The organism is Methylobacterium sp. J-059, assembly GCF_022829485.1.
Classification (GTDB): domain Bacteria; phylum Pseudomonadota; class Alphaproteobacteria; order Rhizobiales; family Beijerinckiaceae; genus Methylobacterium.
This window is the reverse complement of the sequence record NZ_JAKSYA010000175.1, coordinates 1-16,326: the sequence shown is the minus strand read 5'-3', so window position 1 is coordinate 16,326 and position 16,326 is coordinate 1. Positions and strand designations below refer to the sequence as shown.

The 16,326-nt window shown below is 61.6% G+C and carries 19 protein-coding genes and 1 pseudogene; 11 read left to right on the top strand and 9 right to left on the bottom strand.

The annotated features are described in order from the left end of the window. The 7 genes from MKK55_RS26835 to MKK55_RS29150 all read left to right on the top strand — a co-directional run. Nucleotides 1-594: hypothetical protein (locus MKK55_RS26835; protein WP_243938653.1), on the top strand; the 594-nt coding region annotated here is incomplete at its 5' end. Between the two features lie 450 nt (nt 595-1,044). Further along, nucleotides 1,045-1,461 (top strand): lysozyme inhibitor LprI family protein, encoded by a 417-nt coding sequence (locus MKK55_RS26830; protein WP_313898987.1) that lies wholly within the window; start codon nt 1,045-1,047, stop codon nt 1,459-1,461. Beyond that, nucleotides 1,461-1,973, top strand: coding sequence for a hypothetical protein (locus MKK55_RS26825; RefSeq protein ID WP_243938651.1), 513 nt, complete (start codon nt 1,461-1,463; stop codon nt 1,971-1,973). The genes MKK55_RS26830 and MKK55_RS26825 overlap by 1 nt, the downstream gene beginning before the upstream one ends. Nucleotides 1,974-2,386: 413 nt before the next feature. Continuing rightward, nucleotides 2,387-3,196 (top strand): helix-turn-helix transcriptional regulator, encoded by an 810-nt coding sequence (locus tag MKK55_RS26820; RefSeq protein WP_243938649.1) that lies wholly within the window; start codon nt 2,387-2,389, stop codon nt 3,194-3,196. Beyond that, entirely contained in the window at nt 3,193-3,450 is a 258-nt protein-coding gene (locus MKK55_RS26815; protein WP_243938647.1) for a hypothetical protein, read from the top strand. Before MKK55_RS26820 ends, MKK55_RS26815 begins: the two co-directional genes overlap by 4 nt. A 1-nt stretch (nt 3,451) precedes the next feature. Then, entirely contained in the window at nt 3,452-3,964 is a 513-nt protein-coding gene (locus tag MKK55_RS26810; protein ID WP_243938645.1) for a hypothetical protein, read from the top strand. Beyond that, the gene (locus MKK55_RS29150; protein ID WP_313898986.1) at nt 3,961-4,233 is read left to right on the top strand and encodes an HGGxSTG domain-containing protein; all 273 of its coding nucleotides are present in this window, start codon (nt 3,961-3,963) and stop codon (nt 4,231-4,233) included. The genes MKK55_RS26810 and MKK55_RS29150 overlap by 4 nt, the downstream gene beginning before the upstream one ends. A gap of 22 nt (nt 4,234-4,255) precedes the next feature. Here MKK55_RS29150 and MKK55_RS26805 read toward each other — a convergent pair whose 3' ends face one another. The 3 genes from MKK55_RS26805 to MKK55_RS26795 are packed head-to-tail and all read right to left on the bottom strand — an operon-like array spanning nt 4,256 to nt 9,279. Further along, nucleotides 4,256-5,497 (bottom strand): restriction endonuclease subunit S, encoded by a 1,242-nt coding sequence (locus MKK55_RS26805; protein WP_243938643.1) that lies wholly within the window; start codon nt 5,495-5,497, stop codon nt 4,256-4,258. Next, nucleotides 5,494-7,119, bottom strand: coding sequence for a class I SAM-dependent DNA methyltransferase (locus MKK55_RS26800; protein ID WP_243938641.1), 1,626 nt, complete (start codon nt 7,117-7,119; stop codon nt 5,494-5,496). The genes MKK55_RS26805 and MKK55_RS26800 overlap by 4 nt, the downstream gene beginning before the upstream one ends. Nucleotides 7,120-7,131: 12 nt before the next feature. Next, complete coding sequence (locus MKK55_RS26795) at nt 7,132-9,279, bottom strand: DEAD/DEAH box helicase family protein (protein ID WP_243938639.1); 2,148 nt, start codon at nt 9,277-9,279, stop codon at nt 7,132-7,134. A 259-nt stretch (nt 9,280-9,538) separates the two neighbouring features. Between MKK55_RS26795 and MKK55_RS26790 the strand changes: the two genes are divergently transcribed. Beyond that, nucleotides 9,539-10,207 carry a recombinase family protein gene (locus MKK55_RS26790; RefSeq protein ID WP_243938637.1) on the top strand — a complete coding sequence of 223 codons (669 nt, stop codon included), beginning with the start codon at nt 9,539-9,541 and terminating at the stop codon, nt 10,205-10,207. 23 nt (nt 10,208-10,230) lie between these two features. On the opposite strand, the gene MKK55_RS26785 is transcribed toward MKK55_RS26790, so the two are convergent. Beyond that, the gene (locus tag MKK55_RS26785) at nt 10,231-10,815 is read right to left on the bottom strand and encodes a hypothetical protein (protein ID WP_243938635.1); all 585 of its coding nucleotides are present in this window, start codon (nt 10,813-10,815) and stop codon (nt 10,231-10,233) included. 708 nt (nt 10,816-11,523) lie between these two features. On the opposite strand from MKK55_RS26785, the gene MKK55_RS26780 reads away from it, so the two are divergent. Next, entirely contained in the window at nt 11,524-12,006 is a 483-nt protein-coding gene (locus MKK55_RS26780; RefSeq protein WP_243938633.1) for a hypothetical protein, read from the top strand. A 102-nt stretch (nt 12,007-12,108) separates the two neighbouring features. Here MKK55_RS26780 and MKK55_RS26775 read toward each other — a convergent pair whose 3' ends face one another. From MKK55_RS26775 to MKK55_RS26765, 3 genes are all read right to left on the bottom strand, one after another. Further along, nucleotides 12,109-12,471 carry a hypothetical protein gene (locus tag MKK55_RS26775; protein ID WP_243938631.1) on the bottom strand — a complete coding sequence of 121 codons (363 nt, stop codon included), beginning with the start codon at nt 12,469-12,471 and terminating at the stop codon, nt 12,109-12,111. A 70-nt stretch (nt 12,472-12,541) separates the two neighbouring features. Then, nucleotides 12,542-13,426 carry a hypothetical protein gene (locus tag MKK55_RS26770; protein ID WP_243938629.1) on the bottom strand — a complete coding sequence of 295 codons (885 nt, stop codon included), beginning with the start codon at nt 13,424-13,426 and terminating at the stop codon, nt 12,542-12,544. 160 nt (nt 13,427-13,586) lie between these two features. Further along, nucleotides 13,587-13,829, bottom strand: coding sequence for a hypothetical protein (locus tag MKK55_RS26765; RefSeq protein ID WP_243938627.1), 243 nt, complete (start codon nt 13,827-13,829; stop codon nt 13,587-13,589). A 127-nt stretch (nt 13,830-13,956) separates the two neighbouring features. Here MKK55_RS26765 and MKK55_RS26760 point away from each other — a divergent pair, with 127 nt between their 5' ends. Beyond that, complete coding sequence (locus tag MKK55_RS26760; protein ID WP_243938625.1) at nt 13,957-14,106, top strand: hypothetical protein; 150 nt, start codon at nt 13,957-13,959, stop codon at nt 14,104-14,106. Between the two features lie 553 nt (nt 14,107-14,659). Here MKK55_RS26760 and MKK55_RS26755 read toward each other — a convergent pair. Together MKK55_RS26755 and MKK55_RS26750 are read right to left on the bottom strand one after the other, a co-directional pair. Then, the gene (locus MKK55_RS26755) at nt 14,660-15,001 is read right to left on the bottom strand and encodes a ribbon-helix-helix domain-containing protein (RefSeq protein ID WP_243938623.1); all 342 of its coding nucleotides are present in this window, start codon (nt 14,999-15,001) and stop codon (nt 14,660-14,662) included. Beyond that, complete coding sequence (locus MKK55_RS26750; protein WP_243938621.1) at nt 15,001-15,654, bottom strand: ParA family protein; 654 nt, start codon at nt 15,652-15,654, stop codon at nt 15,001-15,003. The genes MKK55_RS26755 and MKK55_RS26750 overlap by 1 nt, the downstream gene beginning before the upstream one ends. A gap of 489 nt (nt 15,655-16,143) precedes the next feature. Between MKK55_RS26750 and MKK55_RS26745 the strand changes: the two are divergent. Beyond that, nucleotides 16,144-16,326: pseudogene (locus MKK55_RS26745) on the top strand (hypothetical protein); the annotation flags it as partial.

Sequence of the window (16,326 nt, the reverse complement as noted above, 5' to 3'; positions counted from 1 at the left end):
GGAGGCTACCGCCTACCCCGGACTATCGGCGCGCGCCTGTCAGCCGCCGTCGACGGGCTGAGGAACGCCGACGCCACGATGCGGCTGGCGCAGTTCCTCGCCCGCTTCCACACCGCCCCCGGGCGGCTCGGCCGCGCCTTCCCCGTCGATCGGATCGCGCTGGCCGTGCACGGCGAGCTGGAGCTGACCGAGGCGCGGGTGAGGGGAGCCCTGGCAGCTCTGGAGCGCATCGGGTTCGTCGTCCGTGAGGCGATGCCGGGCTCGGCCTACCGGGCGACGGCTGAAGGGCTACACCGCAAGCCGGTGTTCTGGCGGTTCGCGCCCGAGTTCTTCGTGCTGTTTGAGAAGGCCAATGCGGCTGCAAAGCGGGACCGGGGAGCGGGTTCGCCGGCTCGCCGGCCCATCACCTCGTCCACGGCGCCTCGGCCGCATGTGAGCCTCCCTGCGGCCCCAAAGCCAGCGCCGCTCCTCGCCAAAAGACAAACTCAAGCGAAAGCGTTCTCTTTTGGCGAGATGAAACCCACTGAACCGAACACCTCCCTAGAAGCTGCTCTCGACCGATGGCGGAAAGCCCTAGAGGGCAGAGCAGCGTAAACCGAGCATAGCTGCCGGAAGGCAGGGTCGGGCTCACGTTGCACCTCAACGAGCTTTCGGCGCGGATCCATGGACCTGAATGTCGTGCGCATCGTCAGTAAGGTCTGGCTGTCCTGGATCGAGCGGCGGCCCGCCGAGGGTGGGGTTCAACGGTGCCCGGGCACGAGTACCAATGATCTAGTAAGGCGCCGTCAGCGCGTCACTGAGAGGTCGCAAAGGGCTACCGGAAGAAAAAATTTAGCAGAGGCTTATCAAGAAACCGGTCAGCCCGGTTTACATCAACGAAGTTAATCCGGGAGGCGGGCGAGCCGTCTCGATAAGGCTTTGGTTTGTGGAACGCCCCGTGAAGAGGGACGGAAATGAAATCCGCCCAAAAACCATAGTGAGGCATCTCGATGCGTAGCCTTCTCTTACAAGTCGCTATCACAACCGCCTTGACCATTCCTCAAGCTGGCGTCGCAGCGGAACGCTTACCGACCGACGCTACGGCTGCCGTATCAAGAACGGACGTCGAATTACACAGGTCGCTGCCGGGACGATCTCTCCCATGTTGAGAAGGGCGGTTGTTACGCTGATCAAGTCGCTGCCCTCCGCATCCGTGTGAATGCGGAATTTAAAAAGCGCATGGCCGAGGCTGAGACCGAGGCTGCCGACGGCGACAGGTACGGAGTTTCTGGTGCCGATCGCGTAAAACAGCTGAAGGCCGGCTTAAGGCGTTCTCAGGCTGCATGGGACAGCTACGTCAAGGCGGAATGCGGGTTCGCCCTTGAAGAGGTGACAATCGGCGGAGGCAATGGCGGCGACCTTGAACTTGTTACCTGCCAAATCCGGCACTTCGTTGCTCGTTATAACGAACTGAGACGCTGATGCCCTGCGATGGAGTCCCGCGGTGCTACGAGCCGCTGACCGACGAGCACCTGCACCACCTCGTCACACTCGCGGTACCGATCTTCGAGACCTTGTTCGACAACCGGCCGGATGGCTCCGGCCGGTATCGGGGCCGCCTTTTGATGCTCGCCCTGTGTCAGGGCGCGGCGCTCCACCGCGTGAACGGTCAGCATGGCGTGAAGGACCTCGACGTTTGGGGGTTCTTCCACACGCACCCTGACGGCGAGTTCCCGCCCCGCTGGCATCAATCTTGTGACTTCGGACCCTCGTCCTTGGGCTTCAGTCCACACGATCCCGGGTACACTGGCCGGCGCGTCGACGTACTCGGCCGCTCAATCGGAGTGCGCGACGAGGAAGATGCTCTTGCGGCCGTCCGGCGCTACCTCGGATCACACGCCACCGAAACCGCGGACCTCCTTGCTCAGCGGCCAGTGATCGCGCTGCATCCGGCGCCCCTGTTCGGTGTGGAAGTGTGGCCGGTCGGCTTATGATCTGGGCTCGCGCTTGCTCCGCCATGGTGGTGACAGTTCTTATCAGCAGATGCTGAGACTGAAGCAGCGGTTAGTCGGTCTCAGATAAGGGAGACGCATCGGAGCGCGCCTTGACCCGGCAACCATGCATGTTGCTAAAGTGTTCTCATATGCGAGACGCCTGACCGACCTCCGGGATACACTCCTGGCGTCGCCCGCTTCGAGGGAGATTGGGCATGCCGGCGCGATCAAATTCCATCACAAGCGGCTTCGTCTCTAGCGGTAGTCAAGTCGTTGATGTGCAAGGGCTTAACCCGTCAGCCGTCGGAATTGGACTGAGCACCCCTTCTTATAGTGTTAGAGGCTCAGGGCTCGGGCGCACCGCTCTTGGGTGGGGAATGAGCGTTCCAGAGATCAGGCGGGTGGCCGGCACGATGGTGTACCTGCGCGGCCTGAGGCAGCCCTGCTGGTACGCGGTCCTTGGAGATCATCTTCTCGACCTGCCGGAGCTGGACGCACGGGCCATCTTCAGCAAGGCAACGAGCCTGCTCGTCCAGATGCAGGCTCGTGCGGGACTAGAACCCTACTGGATACGCGTCCTGGAGAGCGTCGGCGGCATCCATGCGAACCTAATCTTCCCGGCGTCCGACAAGGTGGCCAAGCAGTTCCTGAATTCGAAAGTCGGACCCTACCTCGGCGAAGTCGGTAAGGGCCTCCAGCAGATTAGAAACACGGACGCTGATTGGCGGAACGTAACCGCGTACCTAACGGGCGAACGGGTTTCTCAGGGCAATCAGCACTACACCCGCATTCTCGGGCCGCGCGTTCGAGGCTCTCATCAGCTCGGCGAAGGCGGCGGCGATCGTGTTCAGCTATCGACAGCCTTGCGCGAACGGGTCGTCGATGCCGGCATCGTAACGCCTTGGGCCCGGACGACCTCTCGGAACCTCACCAGGCGCATCGTTCAGCCCCCGGCTATTATGGCACCTCCAAAGGCCAAGCCGACGGTCTACCGGGTGCAGCCGGATCTCTTCCCCCTAGCGCCACACGATACCTTTACGAGCGCTGACGAAGTCCGGCAGTTGCGCGAGCACCTTGGCCTAACCCAGTGGCAACTCGCTCAGCGCCTCGCCATCCGTAATCGGTCCCATGTCGCCAATGCTGAGCGCGGCCACGATGGGCTGAGCCGGCCGCGGGTACGCTATCTCCGATACATCGCTGAAACTGAGAGGATGGTCGCTTGAGCGCCGATCTCCACCATGCGGCGCTCCGGCTGCACCACCTCGCCGAATGGGCGGACACGCACGCAGCCTGGATCGAGCCGTCGGCTCGCTGCCCGAACGATGATGCCGACCCGTCGCTCCGCACGGTGCCGCTCAACGCGGTCCTGCTCGACGATTTTCTGAACGGCTTGCGCCGTCTCGGTCCGGAATTGGAGCGTCTCGCCCAAGTGGTTGGACAGCCCCGGCTAAAGCTCGTTCGAGGAGGAAGAGCCTGACATGGCGGTACCACCCAAGAAGGCATCTGTTCTGCGGGTCAGCGATCCAGCCGCCGGAGCGGGCAAGCTACGGCCTATCGGCGGGTCCGGCTCCGACGACTTCAACCGGGTGATCGCGAACCAAACGGTACACTCTCTCTGGCTCGCGCACGCCGACGAGGACGGCAGAGACAAGCTACATTCAGCCGCCTTGGCCACCCTCGTATCGATTGCCCCCAAGGATGAGGTTGAGGGCATGCTGGCAGCCCAAATGGTTGCCGCGCACTCCGCCTCCATGGAGTGCTACCGCCGCGCGATGATCGGTGAGCAGAGCCTTGAGGGTCGACAATCAAACCTCAGCCACGCTGGTAAGCTCTCTCGCACCTACGTGCAGCTTCTAGAGGCGCTGAACCGGCACCGGGGCAAGGCGGGGCACCAGAAGGTCACCGTCGAGCATGTTCACGTTCACGCAGGCGGTCAGGCCGTCGTTGGCACGGTTGAGGCGCTACCGGGTGGGGGTGGGGCTTCCCGATGAAATCAGAGGGCAACCCCATACAAAGGCCCTATCCCATGCATCTGTCGCCTCGCTGTGGGGCTCAGACCCGGAGCAGAAGCCCCTGCTGCTCGCCGGCGATGCCGAATGGCCGCTGCCGTATGCACGGCGGTGCCTCACCCGGCGCACCTAGGGGTAAGGCCAATGGCAGCTACCGCCACGGCCGGTTCACCAACGAAGCGATCGAGCGCCGGCGTGAACTGAACGGCTGGATCAGGGCCATGCGGGACATGGTCGAAGAGGTCGTGTGAACGAAGACGGTTCCGGTCGCCGTTACTCCGCCGCCACCCTGCTTGGCTCACTCGCGCCGACGCGTTGAGGCAAGGGCTGGTTCAGACCCGCGTCGAACACCTCCGCCGAGAGTGCCGAGGCCATCGCTTCGGCCTTGATAGCGGCGGCATCCAAGGCACGAGCGGTAGCTTCGAGGTGTCGGGCCTGATCGGCGAAGGCTCTTTGAATAGCGATAGGTGGCAAAGCAATTTGTACTCGAACGAGCTTGGCTTGAGAAATATTTTTCATGCTGCTGCTTGTACCCGATCCAATTATTGCAAACACACGCTTAATTTCATCGGATCGCAAAAGATAATATGCATACTCTGGGCGCATCTTTCCTGCGACCCATTCAATGCGCCAAATCTTATCAGGTAGTAGTAAGTCATTTGGAACATTATCGACTATAGCAACAGCTCCAACTAGGTCGCTAGTATTGGCTCTCGAAAATAGAAAATCCCCTTCTCGTACATGATGATGTTCAGCCGGGACATGATTGTCTGGCGCCGGCTTAGCTTCATGAGGCTTGAATACGCCGGATGTAACTGCGCTCACTTTCATGATGCGATATTTACTTATTCCACTTCCGGCCTCAATGTTTTTCCCGCCTGTAATACTGGCAATAACTTTGCCCAATTCAACGATCGGCCAGCCCTTCGGGTTGCTCGCTGGGTTGCCGAACACGTCGAGGAAGAGGGCGTGGACGATGGCGCGGACCTTGGCGCGGGCGGCGTGGGCGCGTCGCCTGATCTCCACCGCTCGGTCCAGCAACCCCACAATCCGTCGCTGCTCTTCCAGCGGCGGGAGGGGGATCAATAGCTTCCTGAGAGTGGACTTATTGATCTCCTTGAAGGTCGCGCCTGAAGCCAATGCGATCAAATGGTCGCGCGAGAATTCAAGCCAGTAGGCGAGAAACTCAGGCCAGACTTCTGGACCGCAAATGAAACTGGCGAACCCCTGATTGGTGGAGACTGGAACCGTATTGATAACGGTAAAGCCAATTGTTGCTCGTGACGTCAGCAAGACCGACCTTGCGGGTAGAAGTTTGGCGCTGCTGTTTTTCAGGCCAAGCTCCGTGATCATCTCGGCTCCCCTACAAAGATAGCGTCCGTTGTTTCGGGTTACGTCGGTAGGAGTGATCCACGGGATGGTACCCCCGAAGAACTCCGGCTTATCCCTAGAGGGCGTCCCGCCGCCGACAACATCGCATACCGCGTCAAGTGGGGCTGCTGGCCAGACACTCACGCCGCCTCCCCCCGCAACTCCGCCGCCAGCGCCTGAATGTCGCCCAGAACCGCCTGAACATCCTCTTCCAGTTCTTGCAGCAGCTCACGCGGGTTCCGATGCTCGGCTGCCTCGCGGCTCTCGGGTCGATAGCGCGAGACGGAGAGGTTCCAGTCTTCGTGCTCGATCGCAGCGGCATCAGAGAACCACCAGTTTTCCACCCATGGCGAGGTGGGATCGCGCGCCTGCCAATCCTCCCACATCTCTTCCCGGCTGTTGAAGGCGGCTATCAGGCCGGGAAGATCGTCTGCCTCGATCGGTTGGTCGTGGTTGGCGTCCAGTTTGAACCCGTCGTTGCTCGCGTGGAGAAACATGACGCGCTCCGTCCGGCCACCCGCCGCGAAGACTAGGACCGAGGTCTTCACGCCCGAGTAGGGCTGGAACACGCCCCCGGGCAGAGACAGTACCGCCTCCACGCGGTTGTTCTGCATCAGGATGCGGCGCAGCTCCTTGTGGGCGCCAGTGGAGCCAAACAGCACGCCCTCAGGCACGACCACACCGCAGCGCCCGCCCAGCCTCAGGCTGTCGATCATGTACTTCACGAACAGCAACTCGGTCGCGGTGCTGGTTCCGATCTTGACGTCATCAACGATGCGGTCGCGGTCAAGCCGGCCCGAGAATGGCGGGTTGGCCAAGATCACGTCGTAGCCGTTGAGCGGCAGCCTGCGCTCGGCCTTCGCCTGCCGGTCGAAGCTCGTGGTCAGCACGTTGCGCTTCAGGATGCGCACGTCCGGCAGGCCGCGGAGCGCGAGGTTCATGCTGGCGAGGCTGACCATCTTGGGATCGACGTCGTTGCCATAGAACGTCCCGGTCTGGAGCCGGCGCCATTGCGCGGCGGACAGACGGTCGCCGAGGCCACGCTCGAAGGTCTTGCCTTCCAGCTCGGCCACCTCGCGCCCATTGTTAGAGGAATTGGCGAGCCGGATGTGCTCGTAAGCGGCGACCAGGAAGCCCGCCGTGCCGGCAGCCGGATCATAGACCGTCTCGCCGATCTTCGGATCGACCAAGTCGACGATGGCCCGGATGATGTGGCGCGGCGTGCGGAACTGGCCGAGTTCACCCGCCTGCTTGATTTGGCGCAGAACGTGTTCGAAGAGGTCGCCCTTGGTATCTGGATCAGCCCCCTCCAGACGCAGCTCGTTCACCAGCGTCACGATTTGGGTGAGCACGGTCGGCTCGTCCACTGAGAGCCGGGCCTGCGCCATGAAGCTCATGCCATAAGCGTCGCCGACACCGGCGAAGAATGGAAACACTTCGTCGCGAACAAAGATGACGAGCCCCTCGCCTGATAGAGCGTTAGCCCAAGAGGACCAGCGCATCCGCTCGCGCGGGATCGTCTCTACGCCCTTACTTGGGGCATTTAGCGAATTGCGCAGCGTCCAATCGCCCGTGAACAGCGAGGCGTAGTCTCGGCCGGTCGCCCTGGCTTGGCGAACATTAGCTGCGTCGATCCCCTCGATCATGTAGAAGAAGAACAGGAAGCTCAGCTGCTCCGCGTTTGACAGTGGGTCGGGGTAGCCGCCACCGTACAGGTAGTCGCGGATCTGATCGACCTTGCGACGCATCTCGGGGGTGAAGGGCATGTTGGGCTCGGGTCAGTGGGATCGTGGCGGGCGTGGCGCGTCGGAGACTGGTGCCGGCTCGGGCGCGCGATCGCCGAACACGGCCTCGTTCAGGCTCGTCAGGACAGCTTCGAGTTCGGCCTCTCCGCCGAACACGGCTCGCGCTCGTTGGAAGCCACCGTTCATGGAAAGCGGCGGGGCGTCGAAGCGCCCGCTGTTGAAGGAAGCAAGCTCGGCTGCATTGGCCTTGATCTGTTCCTTGACGATATGAAGGAGCCGCAACTGGTCGACATTGAACGTTTGGCTGTCGAGCCACGTCTCCAGCGCCGCGCCAAGCGCCTCGGCCCGCGCTTCGTCAGCGTCCAGGAAGGCGTGACCGGTCTCGTCCACCGTCACCCATTCCCGCGTCGCCGGGTCGATCGCGTCATGCACGTCGAGGGTTAGCATTTGTCGTGGGGAGCCTTTAGGCTTTTCTGCTGGCCGCACGATCACGGCCCCCCCCTCACCCGGATCCTCATCGTCGCCATGCCGCAAGGTGACGCCTGTGAAGTCCCAAATCGTGAAGCGGTCTTTGCCCGGCGCCTGACGTGTCCCGCGGCCCCGCATCTGCTGGTACAGGATCGAGCTGTGGGTGAAGCGCGCCATTACGATGTTGCGCACCTCCGGGCAATCGAAGCCCGTGTCGAGCATGTTCACGCTGACCAGGATCTGCGGAAACGGCTCCTTCTTGAACCGTTTGATCTTTGCTGCACCGTCCACGGTATCGTCCGGACCAAGCCCTGAGACTACGAAGTCGGCGTAGCGGGTCGAAGCGTTAGGCTTCCTGTCGGCAAACGCTTCGTCGAACATGCGGGCGAGCGTCTCCGCGTGGCGTTTGGTGACAGCGAACACGATCGTCTTGCCCCAGTCCGGAGCGCGCCGAACGCCGTTCGGTAGAACGTAACCCTCCTCCAGCACCTGCCGGAACTCGCGCACCATAGCTCGATTGCGTTCGGGTATCGTGAACTTCCGTTCGAGCGCGGCTGGGTCAACTGTGAGCGGATCACCCTCGGCGAAGAGGCGCTCCAGTTCGGTTCGGGTCGCCGCGTCGAGCGCATCCCAATCGATCTCCGATCGCGCAACAGGGAAGCCCTCGGTCGCCGCCGTTCTGGCCGTCATGGCGCGATAAATCTCATAGGGCACGAGGTGACCATCGGCGATCGCCTCACGCATCCCGTAGCTGTAGGTCGGCCGATTGACCTCGAAGAAGCGGAGGGTATCCCGGACGGCGGCACGGTCCTCCACGTCAGCGTCGGGATCGTCCCGCATTACGCAAGGCGTCGCCGTGAGGCCGATTTTGACTCCGTCGAAATGGTCGAGCGCCCCCCGCCACTGCCCGTATATGCTGCGGTGGCACTCATCGACGATGACGAGATCGAAATAGCCGGACGAGTATTTCTCGTACTCGTTGACCAGCGTCTGAAGCGTCACGATCGTGACGCGCTTCTCGTCCTGAAAGCGCCTCCCCGAGCGGGGCACGCGGTAACACGGCAGATGCGGCAGGTGTTCGGCAAAGGCATCCTCGGCCTGGATTGCGAGCGTGTTTCGATCGACGACGAACAGTGCCCGCGTGACCCAACTTGCCTCGAACAGGCGTTTCAGCAACGCCGCGGCGGTGCGGGTCTTACCGGTTCCGGTCGCCATCTCGACCAGCATCTTGCGCCGACCGGCGACGATCTCGCGGCACAGGACGTCGATGCAGGCAGTTTGATGTATCCGCCCATCCGCACCAGCGATGCGCGTGTCGATTGGGATGTCGAGAGGGTTTCTGCGGACGTCGCGCGCTGCCTTCCTGCGCGCTAGGTCGTCGGGACCAAACACCGTCTCGACTCGGCGGAAATGGGCATCCTGCCCCTTGTCGCGAAACCAAACCTCCTCGCCGTTCGACAGGAAGATGAACGGCACGTCGAGCCCATCGGCATATCGCAGGCCCTGCGCCTCGCCCGCGGTCAGATCGACGCTCGTGCTCTTAGCCTCCAGCACCGCCAGCGCGCGGCCCTGCCGGTCGAAAAGCACATAATCTGCCTTGCCACCGTCATCGAGTGGATACTCGAACCGAATGCTTCGGCCGTCGGTCAGGCGCCAATCAGCATCCCGCAGGAGCTGATCGATCTTAACTCGGGCAAAGGCTTCATTCGCCATCGTGGGACCCTAGCCGCACCGGCATCAGGGTGCACAGGTGTGTAGAGAGCATATCGCAGCAGTTTCGAGCAAAGCGAAGCGTTATGAAGCGTCCGCTATTCCGTCCGCTGATTGTAAGCGTATGGCGACTGCTCATGCCAATGAACTGCAAACGACCGGAGCATAGCCACTCGTGTCAGAGCGCTAAAGCAAGTTGACACGACACTCGGCCCCTGTCAGGTTCGTCTGCAAGTTGACAAGCTGACAGAGGCGGCTCGATATGGCGGTGTACGGCTACGCGCGCGTTTCGACCGCCCGCCAAGCGAACGAGGGTGAGAGCCTCGACGTCCAGCGCCGCATGATCGAGGGCTATGCCCTGATGCACGGCCTGCAGCTGGATGACGTCCTAGTCGAAGAGGGCGTGTCCGGATCCATCCCGCTCAACGAGCGCCCGGCCGGTGCCGCCATGCTGGCCAAGCTGAGGGCCGGGGACATCGTGATCGCCGCGAAGCTGGATCGCTGCTTTCGGTCGGCTCTGGATGCCCTCAACGTTGTCGAGCGGCTCAAGGCGCGTGGCGTTAAACTCCATCTGCTTGACCTCGGCGGTGACATCGCCGGCAACGGCCTGAGCAAGCTGTTCCTGACGATTGCAGCCGCTTTCGCCGAGGCGGAGCGCGACCGCATCCGGGAGCGGATCTCGAACGTGAAGGCCGATCAGAAGGCCCGTGGCCGCTACCTCGGCGGCAAGGTCCCCTTCGGATATCGGGTCGGCACCGATGGCGCTCTGGACAAGCATGAGGCCGAGCAGGAGGCCATTCGCGAGATGGTAGCGCTGCGGAGTGCCGGCATGGCGTTACGTCCGATTGCCGCCGCGATCAGCGGAAAGGGGCTCAGGGTTAGCCATGAGACAGTCAAGCAGGTCATCGTTCAGAGCGGGTGCAACCGCTGAACGGGCCAACCGGCGCTCATCAATTAGGGCTTGATCTGTCGCACAAGATCGATGGCACGCGTGAGCTTCTTCCCGCGGAGAGAGGCCCACTCCCTCCCAAGAGAGGTGTTTGCCCCACGACCACGCACCAACTCGGCCGCAAGGCGATCCTGCATCGCCTCGTCGAACAGCTCACTGCCCGTAAGATCCAGCCGCTTCTTCAAGCGGCGCAATGTGGCCCTCACGATCTGGTATTTCCCGATTGCCGAGGAACCAATACCGTTCCCGTACCGGGCGCGGTTCATGGGATTTGCAAGCATGTAGGTCTGCAACTCGTCGATCTGGTCGATGGTGAGCTTCGTCAGCTCCTGTTCCTTGCCATCCGGAAGCCAGCGTCCGTAATCGAGCGAGACAGCGTAAGCGCCATTAGGTGCACCGGCCGTGCCCTCGCACTCGGCGATATAATCGAGGACCGCCTTGTAGGGGTTGTTGGTGATGGCGGAGACCATCGAGATCCCGCTCTTAGCTGCCGGCGATGGTGTCACCGAGATTGAGCAGGCTGCGACGAACAGAACTGCGGTCAGCATAGCTGACAGAGTCCGGAAGCGGAGATCGTGCAGCATCATCATGTCTTCCTCCCGGATCAGGTCCTCGCCCCGCAAGGCCAATCCGCTCAAGGAAGAGAATGCCTACAACTTTATTCATGGGTAAGGATTAATATGCTGTACTGTATTCCGGAAACGAGGTCCGCTTGTATTCCGGAAGTGAATGACAAAACAAAATCCGGATTAAGATGGAATTTTTGTTTCCGGAAGTGAGGCGATTTTATTCTTCCGGTCTGGATCGTGCACCGGCAACCGCATGCTCAGGTGGCAGTAGGCGTGGTTCTGATGGTGGTGAGCGAGCCCGCCCGAGTTCATCGAGGCGCAAAGGATCCCGTTCGAGCGGCTCACCGGCTACAGAAACAAGGTCGGCCAGCAATGGGGCATCCCGATCTGGGGGTTCGCAGCGAAGGGCGTCTAATCCTTCAGCCGGCGCGTAGCCCAGCGCACGCTCTGTACGGATACACGGTCGCCACCGTGCAAGCTGCTGTCGTTGCGGGATGGGCATGAGCGCTCTACCGAAATGTCAGGCGACGCTCGGCTTTGAACGGCTGGACAGAGGCTATGTGCGCCGCGACAGCCGCGGCACAGGTAGCCATCACCGGCGCGACCATGGCACTTATCGGCAGCTGGATACCGGGTGGGACAGCGAGCGTCCTGATCGGGTAGGCTTCAGATCGGTGTCTCAGAAACTGCGGGTGTTACAGCGCCGCCTTGCAGGGTGAGGGCAGGTGGATGATAGCCAAGGCTGCTTTGGCCGTAACCCTCTTAGTGATCTCGACAGCCGTATGCGCGAAGGAGATCATCCGCTGTACGGCTAAAGGGCAGCCGGATGTGACAATGACGCTCAATGCAGAGCGGAAATTCGATTATGTACTTAGCTGTATCTCCGGCAGGTTCATTGCAGACATGACACCTTGTGCTCCTAACGGCGGCTTTGGGTTGTCATCTCCGACCGGCACAGCATCCCTCGCCCGAGTTGTCGAACGCTGGCAAGATTATGGCGACCACATGGGCGGTATCACCGGATATACATCTAACGCTACCCAAGTCCATTTCGATGGCGGGTTCTTCAGTCCAAGAACCAACAATACACCAATTCACTGGAGTGAACAATGGTCTTTTACAGCAAATCGCCTTACTGGCAAGGCAATGTTAATCCAAGAGAACAAACCGGACGTAGAATATATCTGTACGAAAGCTTATCCACGCTTCTGACAACCGAAACAAGCATGTAATGAGCAAGGGTGACTTCACCCTTGCTCACAGTTTGACCAGTATTTATAGAGCTACCAAAGCTGACATATATAAATTTTACATCTACGCAAGCAGTAGATCCTCTGTTGCAGCTTTCTGATTAGGCTTATTAAATACAATTTTACTGTGCAAGTCTGCACTACATACTTCTAGGATATCTTCAGTGCTCATAGATACTCTTACATTTCCGTAAATATTCATATCTCCTGTAAATGCGTATCTATCTTTGATTGCACCTGTGTTATTTGAATTATGCATAGTCCGATCATATTCCATTATACTTTCTAATTTAGTGTCATCGTATCTAGATACAGCGACGCTCCCTGCACGCGAACTACCGCACATCACGACTGAGAAAAGTACAACAGACGTAGCTATGACTCTTAGCGGAACTGTATTAGTGACCTTGACTTTCTGGGTGCCCATGTCTGATCTCCATCTAAGCTCTGATCTAAGCGACTGACCGGCACAAGCACCGGTCAGGCTGTGTTTTCAGCTAGGCCGCGCGGTTATCCTCCTGCTCAGACAACCAAGCCTCGAAGTCAGCAAAATCACCGTCCCAGCTCTTCAGCTTCTTGGCCTCTTCGAGCGTCATACCCGCCTTCTGCAGGCGTTCCCAGAAATCGGGGTAGTGATGCCGCATCAGCAAGCGGGAGGCGGTTGACAGCGCGTTCCAGGGCGCCTTCCAGAGCTTGGGCGCCATATCGTTGTACGCGCGAATGAGTTCGAAGAAGGCCGTCTTCTCGACAACCTTGCGTATCTCGTCATCCGACGAGCCGGGGGTACGCTCAATGCGTTCGATGGTCGAGCTGATCCGCGCGATGATCAGCTTGGGCCGCAAGAGCGAAGCGATGGGGTCACCCGGCGACCGCTGATCCTGGTACACCATCAGCTTATCAATCAGTTCGATCTGCCGGCTCAGAGCTTGGATCGGGTCGATGGACGAGTGCCGTGCACGGCCGATCCGGCCGTACACCACAGAGATCTGGAACGTCTCGCCAAATTTGTCCTTCTTGACATCGTTCTGGATCTCGCCGGCGTCCTGCCAAGATGTAGTCGAAGCGGGGTCGAACTCCATCAAATCGGCATAACGACTGTCCAGGATAACCCCGAACATCTCGCTGAGCTTGACGGGATCTTTCTCGGCCCGGATCCGGGCGACGGCACGATCTGAAGCTTCCGACCAGCAGGGCCATAAGCGCTTGTGGAACTCGACCGAGCACGAGCGCTCCGCCGCCTCGCGCCGCCACTCGCTATTCATGATCCCGCGGCCAACCCGCTCGTTCACCCGAAGTGCGTCGGTGTACAGGCCGGTTTGGGTGTAGTGGCCGCCCCTTACGAGAGCGATCCCCTGCTCCGGCGTACTCAAAATGCCTTCCATTACCGATCTCCTGGCGAACGAGCCGGCTACCGCGCCATCAGATGAGCGTGGCGGTCTCTGCCATGAGAATTGCGACGCGTCGTATCCGGCGGCAAGACGGACAACAGGAGCAATCGGAGGCCCTCGCTTCCGGTGGCATCAAGCAGATGATCTGCTGCGGCTAACTCACGGCCCCGCAGTAATCTACGCACAGGGTGCCGTGCTGCGGGTGGACGCCGAACAGTTGCGGGGCCGTCCAGCCCAGCCGGTACGCCTCGGCGCCGAACTGGTCGAGGAAGGCGAGCGCGTTCTCGCGCATCGCCTTCCACTTCGCCGGCAGGAGATACCGGCATGGCGAAGCGTGCTCGGGCAGACGCTCGATCTGGTCGCGCCAGGAGGCGACGGCGGGCGGGATGTCGGACATGCCGCCGCGGTAGGGCCGAAGGATTGCTGAAACGGAAAGAGCCTGGCGGCGTTTCTCGGCGCCCGTGTTGCGTAGCTGGGGGATGATCGTGGGGAAGGCTGGCTCGTTCCTGCCGCCGAGACAGAAGTTGAAAGGCGAGCCGCTGAACCCCGAGGCTCGCGACCCTGGCGACCGGATGGACAGCCTGTTCCAGGCCGGCATGTTCGCGCTGATCGCGCTCGATCTCGTCATCTGGTTCGGGGCGGACCTCTGGCATCTGCTCCAGCCGCCCGCCTAGCCGGAACTGCGGCAAGGGGCCAAAGAAAGCCCGCCGCGGCGAGCCGGGCGGGCTGAAGGTTGTCTTCGCAAGGAACGTCTAGAGATGCGGACCGGCGCGCAAGAGTTCCCGAGCGGAGCGGCTTGACCGGCTTCTTTCGAGCGCGCGTCATACGCCGAGCCGCGCCGGTGGGTTGGAACTCCTGGGGTGCGGTCAGGCCGCCCGGGTTGGACCCCGGCCGTCAAGGGATCGAGGGTGCCGCCTTCGCTGCACCTCATCCAGGCCGGGCGGCCGCCTTACGGCCGCTGGCACCCAGTCTTGCTGCAGATGTAGATCCCTGTCTCGCCGTACATGGTGCATGGTTTCTCGGGCAGGTTCCGGAGGGCATCCTCTCGGTTCCACAGCCACGTAGCGAGGAAGCGCTGCGAGCAGTCAGGCGGCCGCTTGGCAGGCTAAGCCAGGGCTGAGGTCGCCATCAGCACCGCGGCGACCAGCAGCGGGATCTTACGCATCAAGCTCGTCCTTGGTTTTCGTGCAGCACGTCAACCTGTCAACACGTCAGTGCGGTGAGGTGTCACCGCGTCTTCGCGATGCGCCCTTTCCCCTTCTTGGCGAGAAGGTCGTTGATCGCTTCCATCATCACATCCTGAGTGGTCATGTCCGCGTCGAGGCCGACCAGCTTAATCATCCGGTAGACCTCGGGCTCGACCCACACGGTGATGCCGCGCGCCCCCTGTCGCGTGGTCGGGCGCTTGGTCTGAGCCGGCTCGGCGGCTGCCTTTGCAGCTCGCTGACGTGCCGGCGGCGGCGGGGCGGCTTCGACGGCTTCGACGGCTTCGGGAAGCTCATCCTTGCGGCCGGTCGATACGCTGTCGGTCACGGCAGCCCGGAGACTGAAGCGGGGTGCGGCGTTCATTATGCGGCCTCGATGCTGGCGGTTCGCGGAAGCGGGAGGCTCATCAGGTCGGCCGTCCACCGGAACAGATCATTTATCTCGGCAGCCGCCTTGCCCCCTGGTTCAATCTCCTGAGCCGTCCTGCCGGGAATGAAGCCACGCGAGTAGGAGACCCGCTGATAAACCGCGCCCGGGTAGAGGGGGATACCGCGTTCCCGCAGCCCGGCGCGCGCCTCGTCCAAGTCGAACTCGGTCGAGGTGTTGCACGCGTTGAACACGACCCACGACGGTTTGCGCGCGATGGTCGTGAGGTCGTGGGTCTGTCCAATGGCGTCGATATCGAGGATCGAGGCGCGGCACGGGATCAGGATGAGGTCGGCAGCCTTGCAGGCCACGAGCGCAGGTCGGTCGGCGTGCGGGGCGCTATCGATGATGAGCAGGTCGAGGCCGCCGGCTGCGGCCTGCGCCTTCACGTGGTCGAGTTGCTCGGCGGAGGTCACGACCGCCTCGGGATGATCCTTGCGGCGCTCGGACCATTTCCAGGCCGAAGATTGCGGGTCGAGGTCGGCGATAGCGACCTGAAGGCCGGCGCGATGAGCGGCGACTGCGAGGTGCAGGGCAAGCGTCGTCTTGCCGGCGCCTCCCTTCTGCGAAACGAGAGCGAGCGTGTGCATCGCGTTGACCTCCTGACAGGGTGACGAGCAGACAGCCTGCCACATCATCACGTCCACAGGTTTACGCTTCATCAACGTGACGGAGTGACGATGCAACCCGTCAGGCCGTTTCCGCGTCACAGTGTTGACACGTCATCACGTCAGCTCGACAACGTGTCGTGCTGCTGACCTGTCAGGAATGGGGAAGGCGGGACTGCAACGTTGACTTAGCCGTGCCGCCCAGCCGACATGGGCGGTCACGGCCATGCTCGCTAAGGCGAGTCGTGAGCCGACCATTCAGGAGAGCAACCGCCGCGAGCTAGACCCTGAAAAGCCAACACCCCCGTCCCGGCAAGGACGAGGGTGCTGAAAACCTGGGGCCTTGTGGGGCCGCGATGCAGCTCCCCACAAGCCATGATCTCCCCTTGGGAGTCAAGCGAAAGCACCGCTTTTCGCACAGGGATCGGCTTGCCTGGACCCTGGATCGCGGCCCTATAGGGACCGTGAACGATGCCTATTGAGACAACGGCTGCGCCGCAGGTGCGGCCCAGAGGAGGCTACCGCCTACCCCGGACTATCGGCGCGCGCCTGTCAGCCGCCGTCGACGGGCTGAGGAACGCCGACGCCACGATGCGGCTGGCGCAGTTCCTCGCCCGCTTCCACACCGCCCCCGGGCGGCTCGGCCGCGCCTTC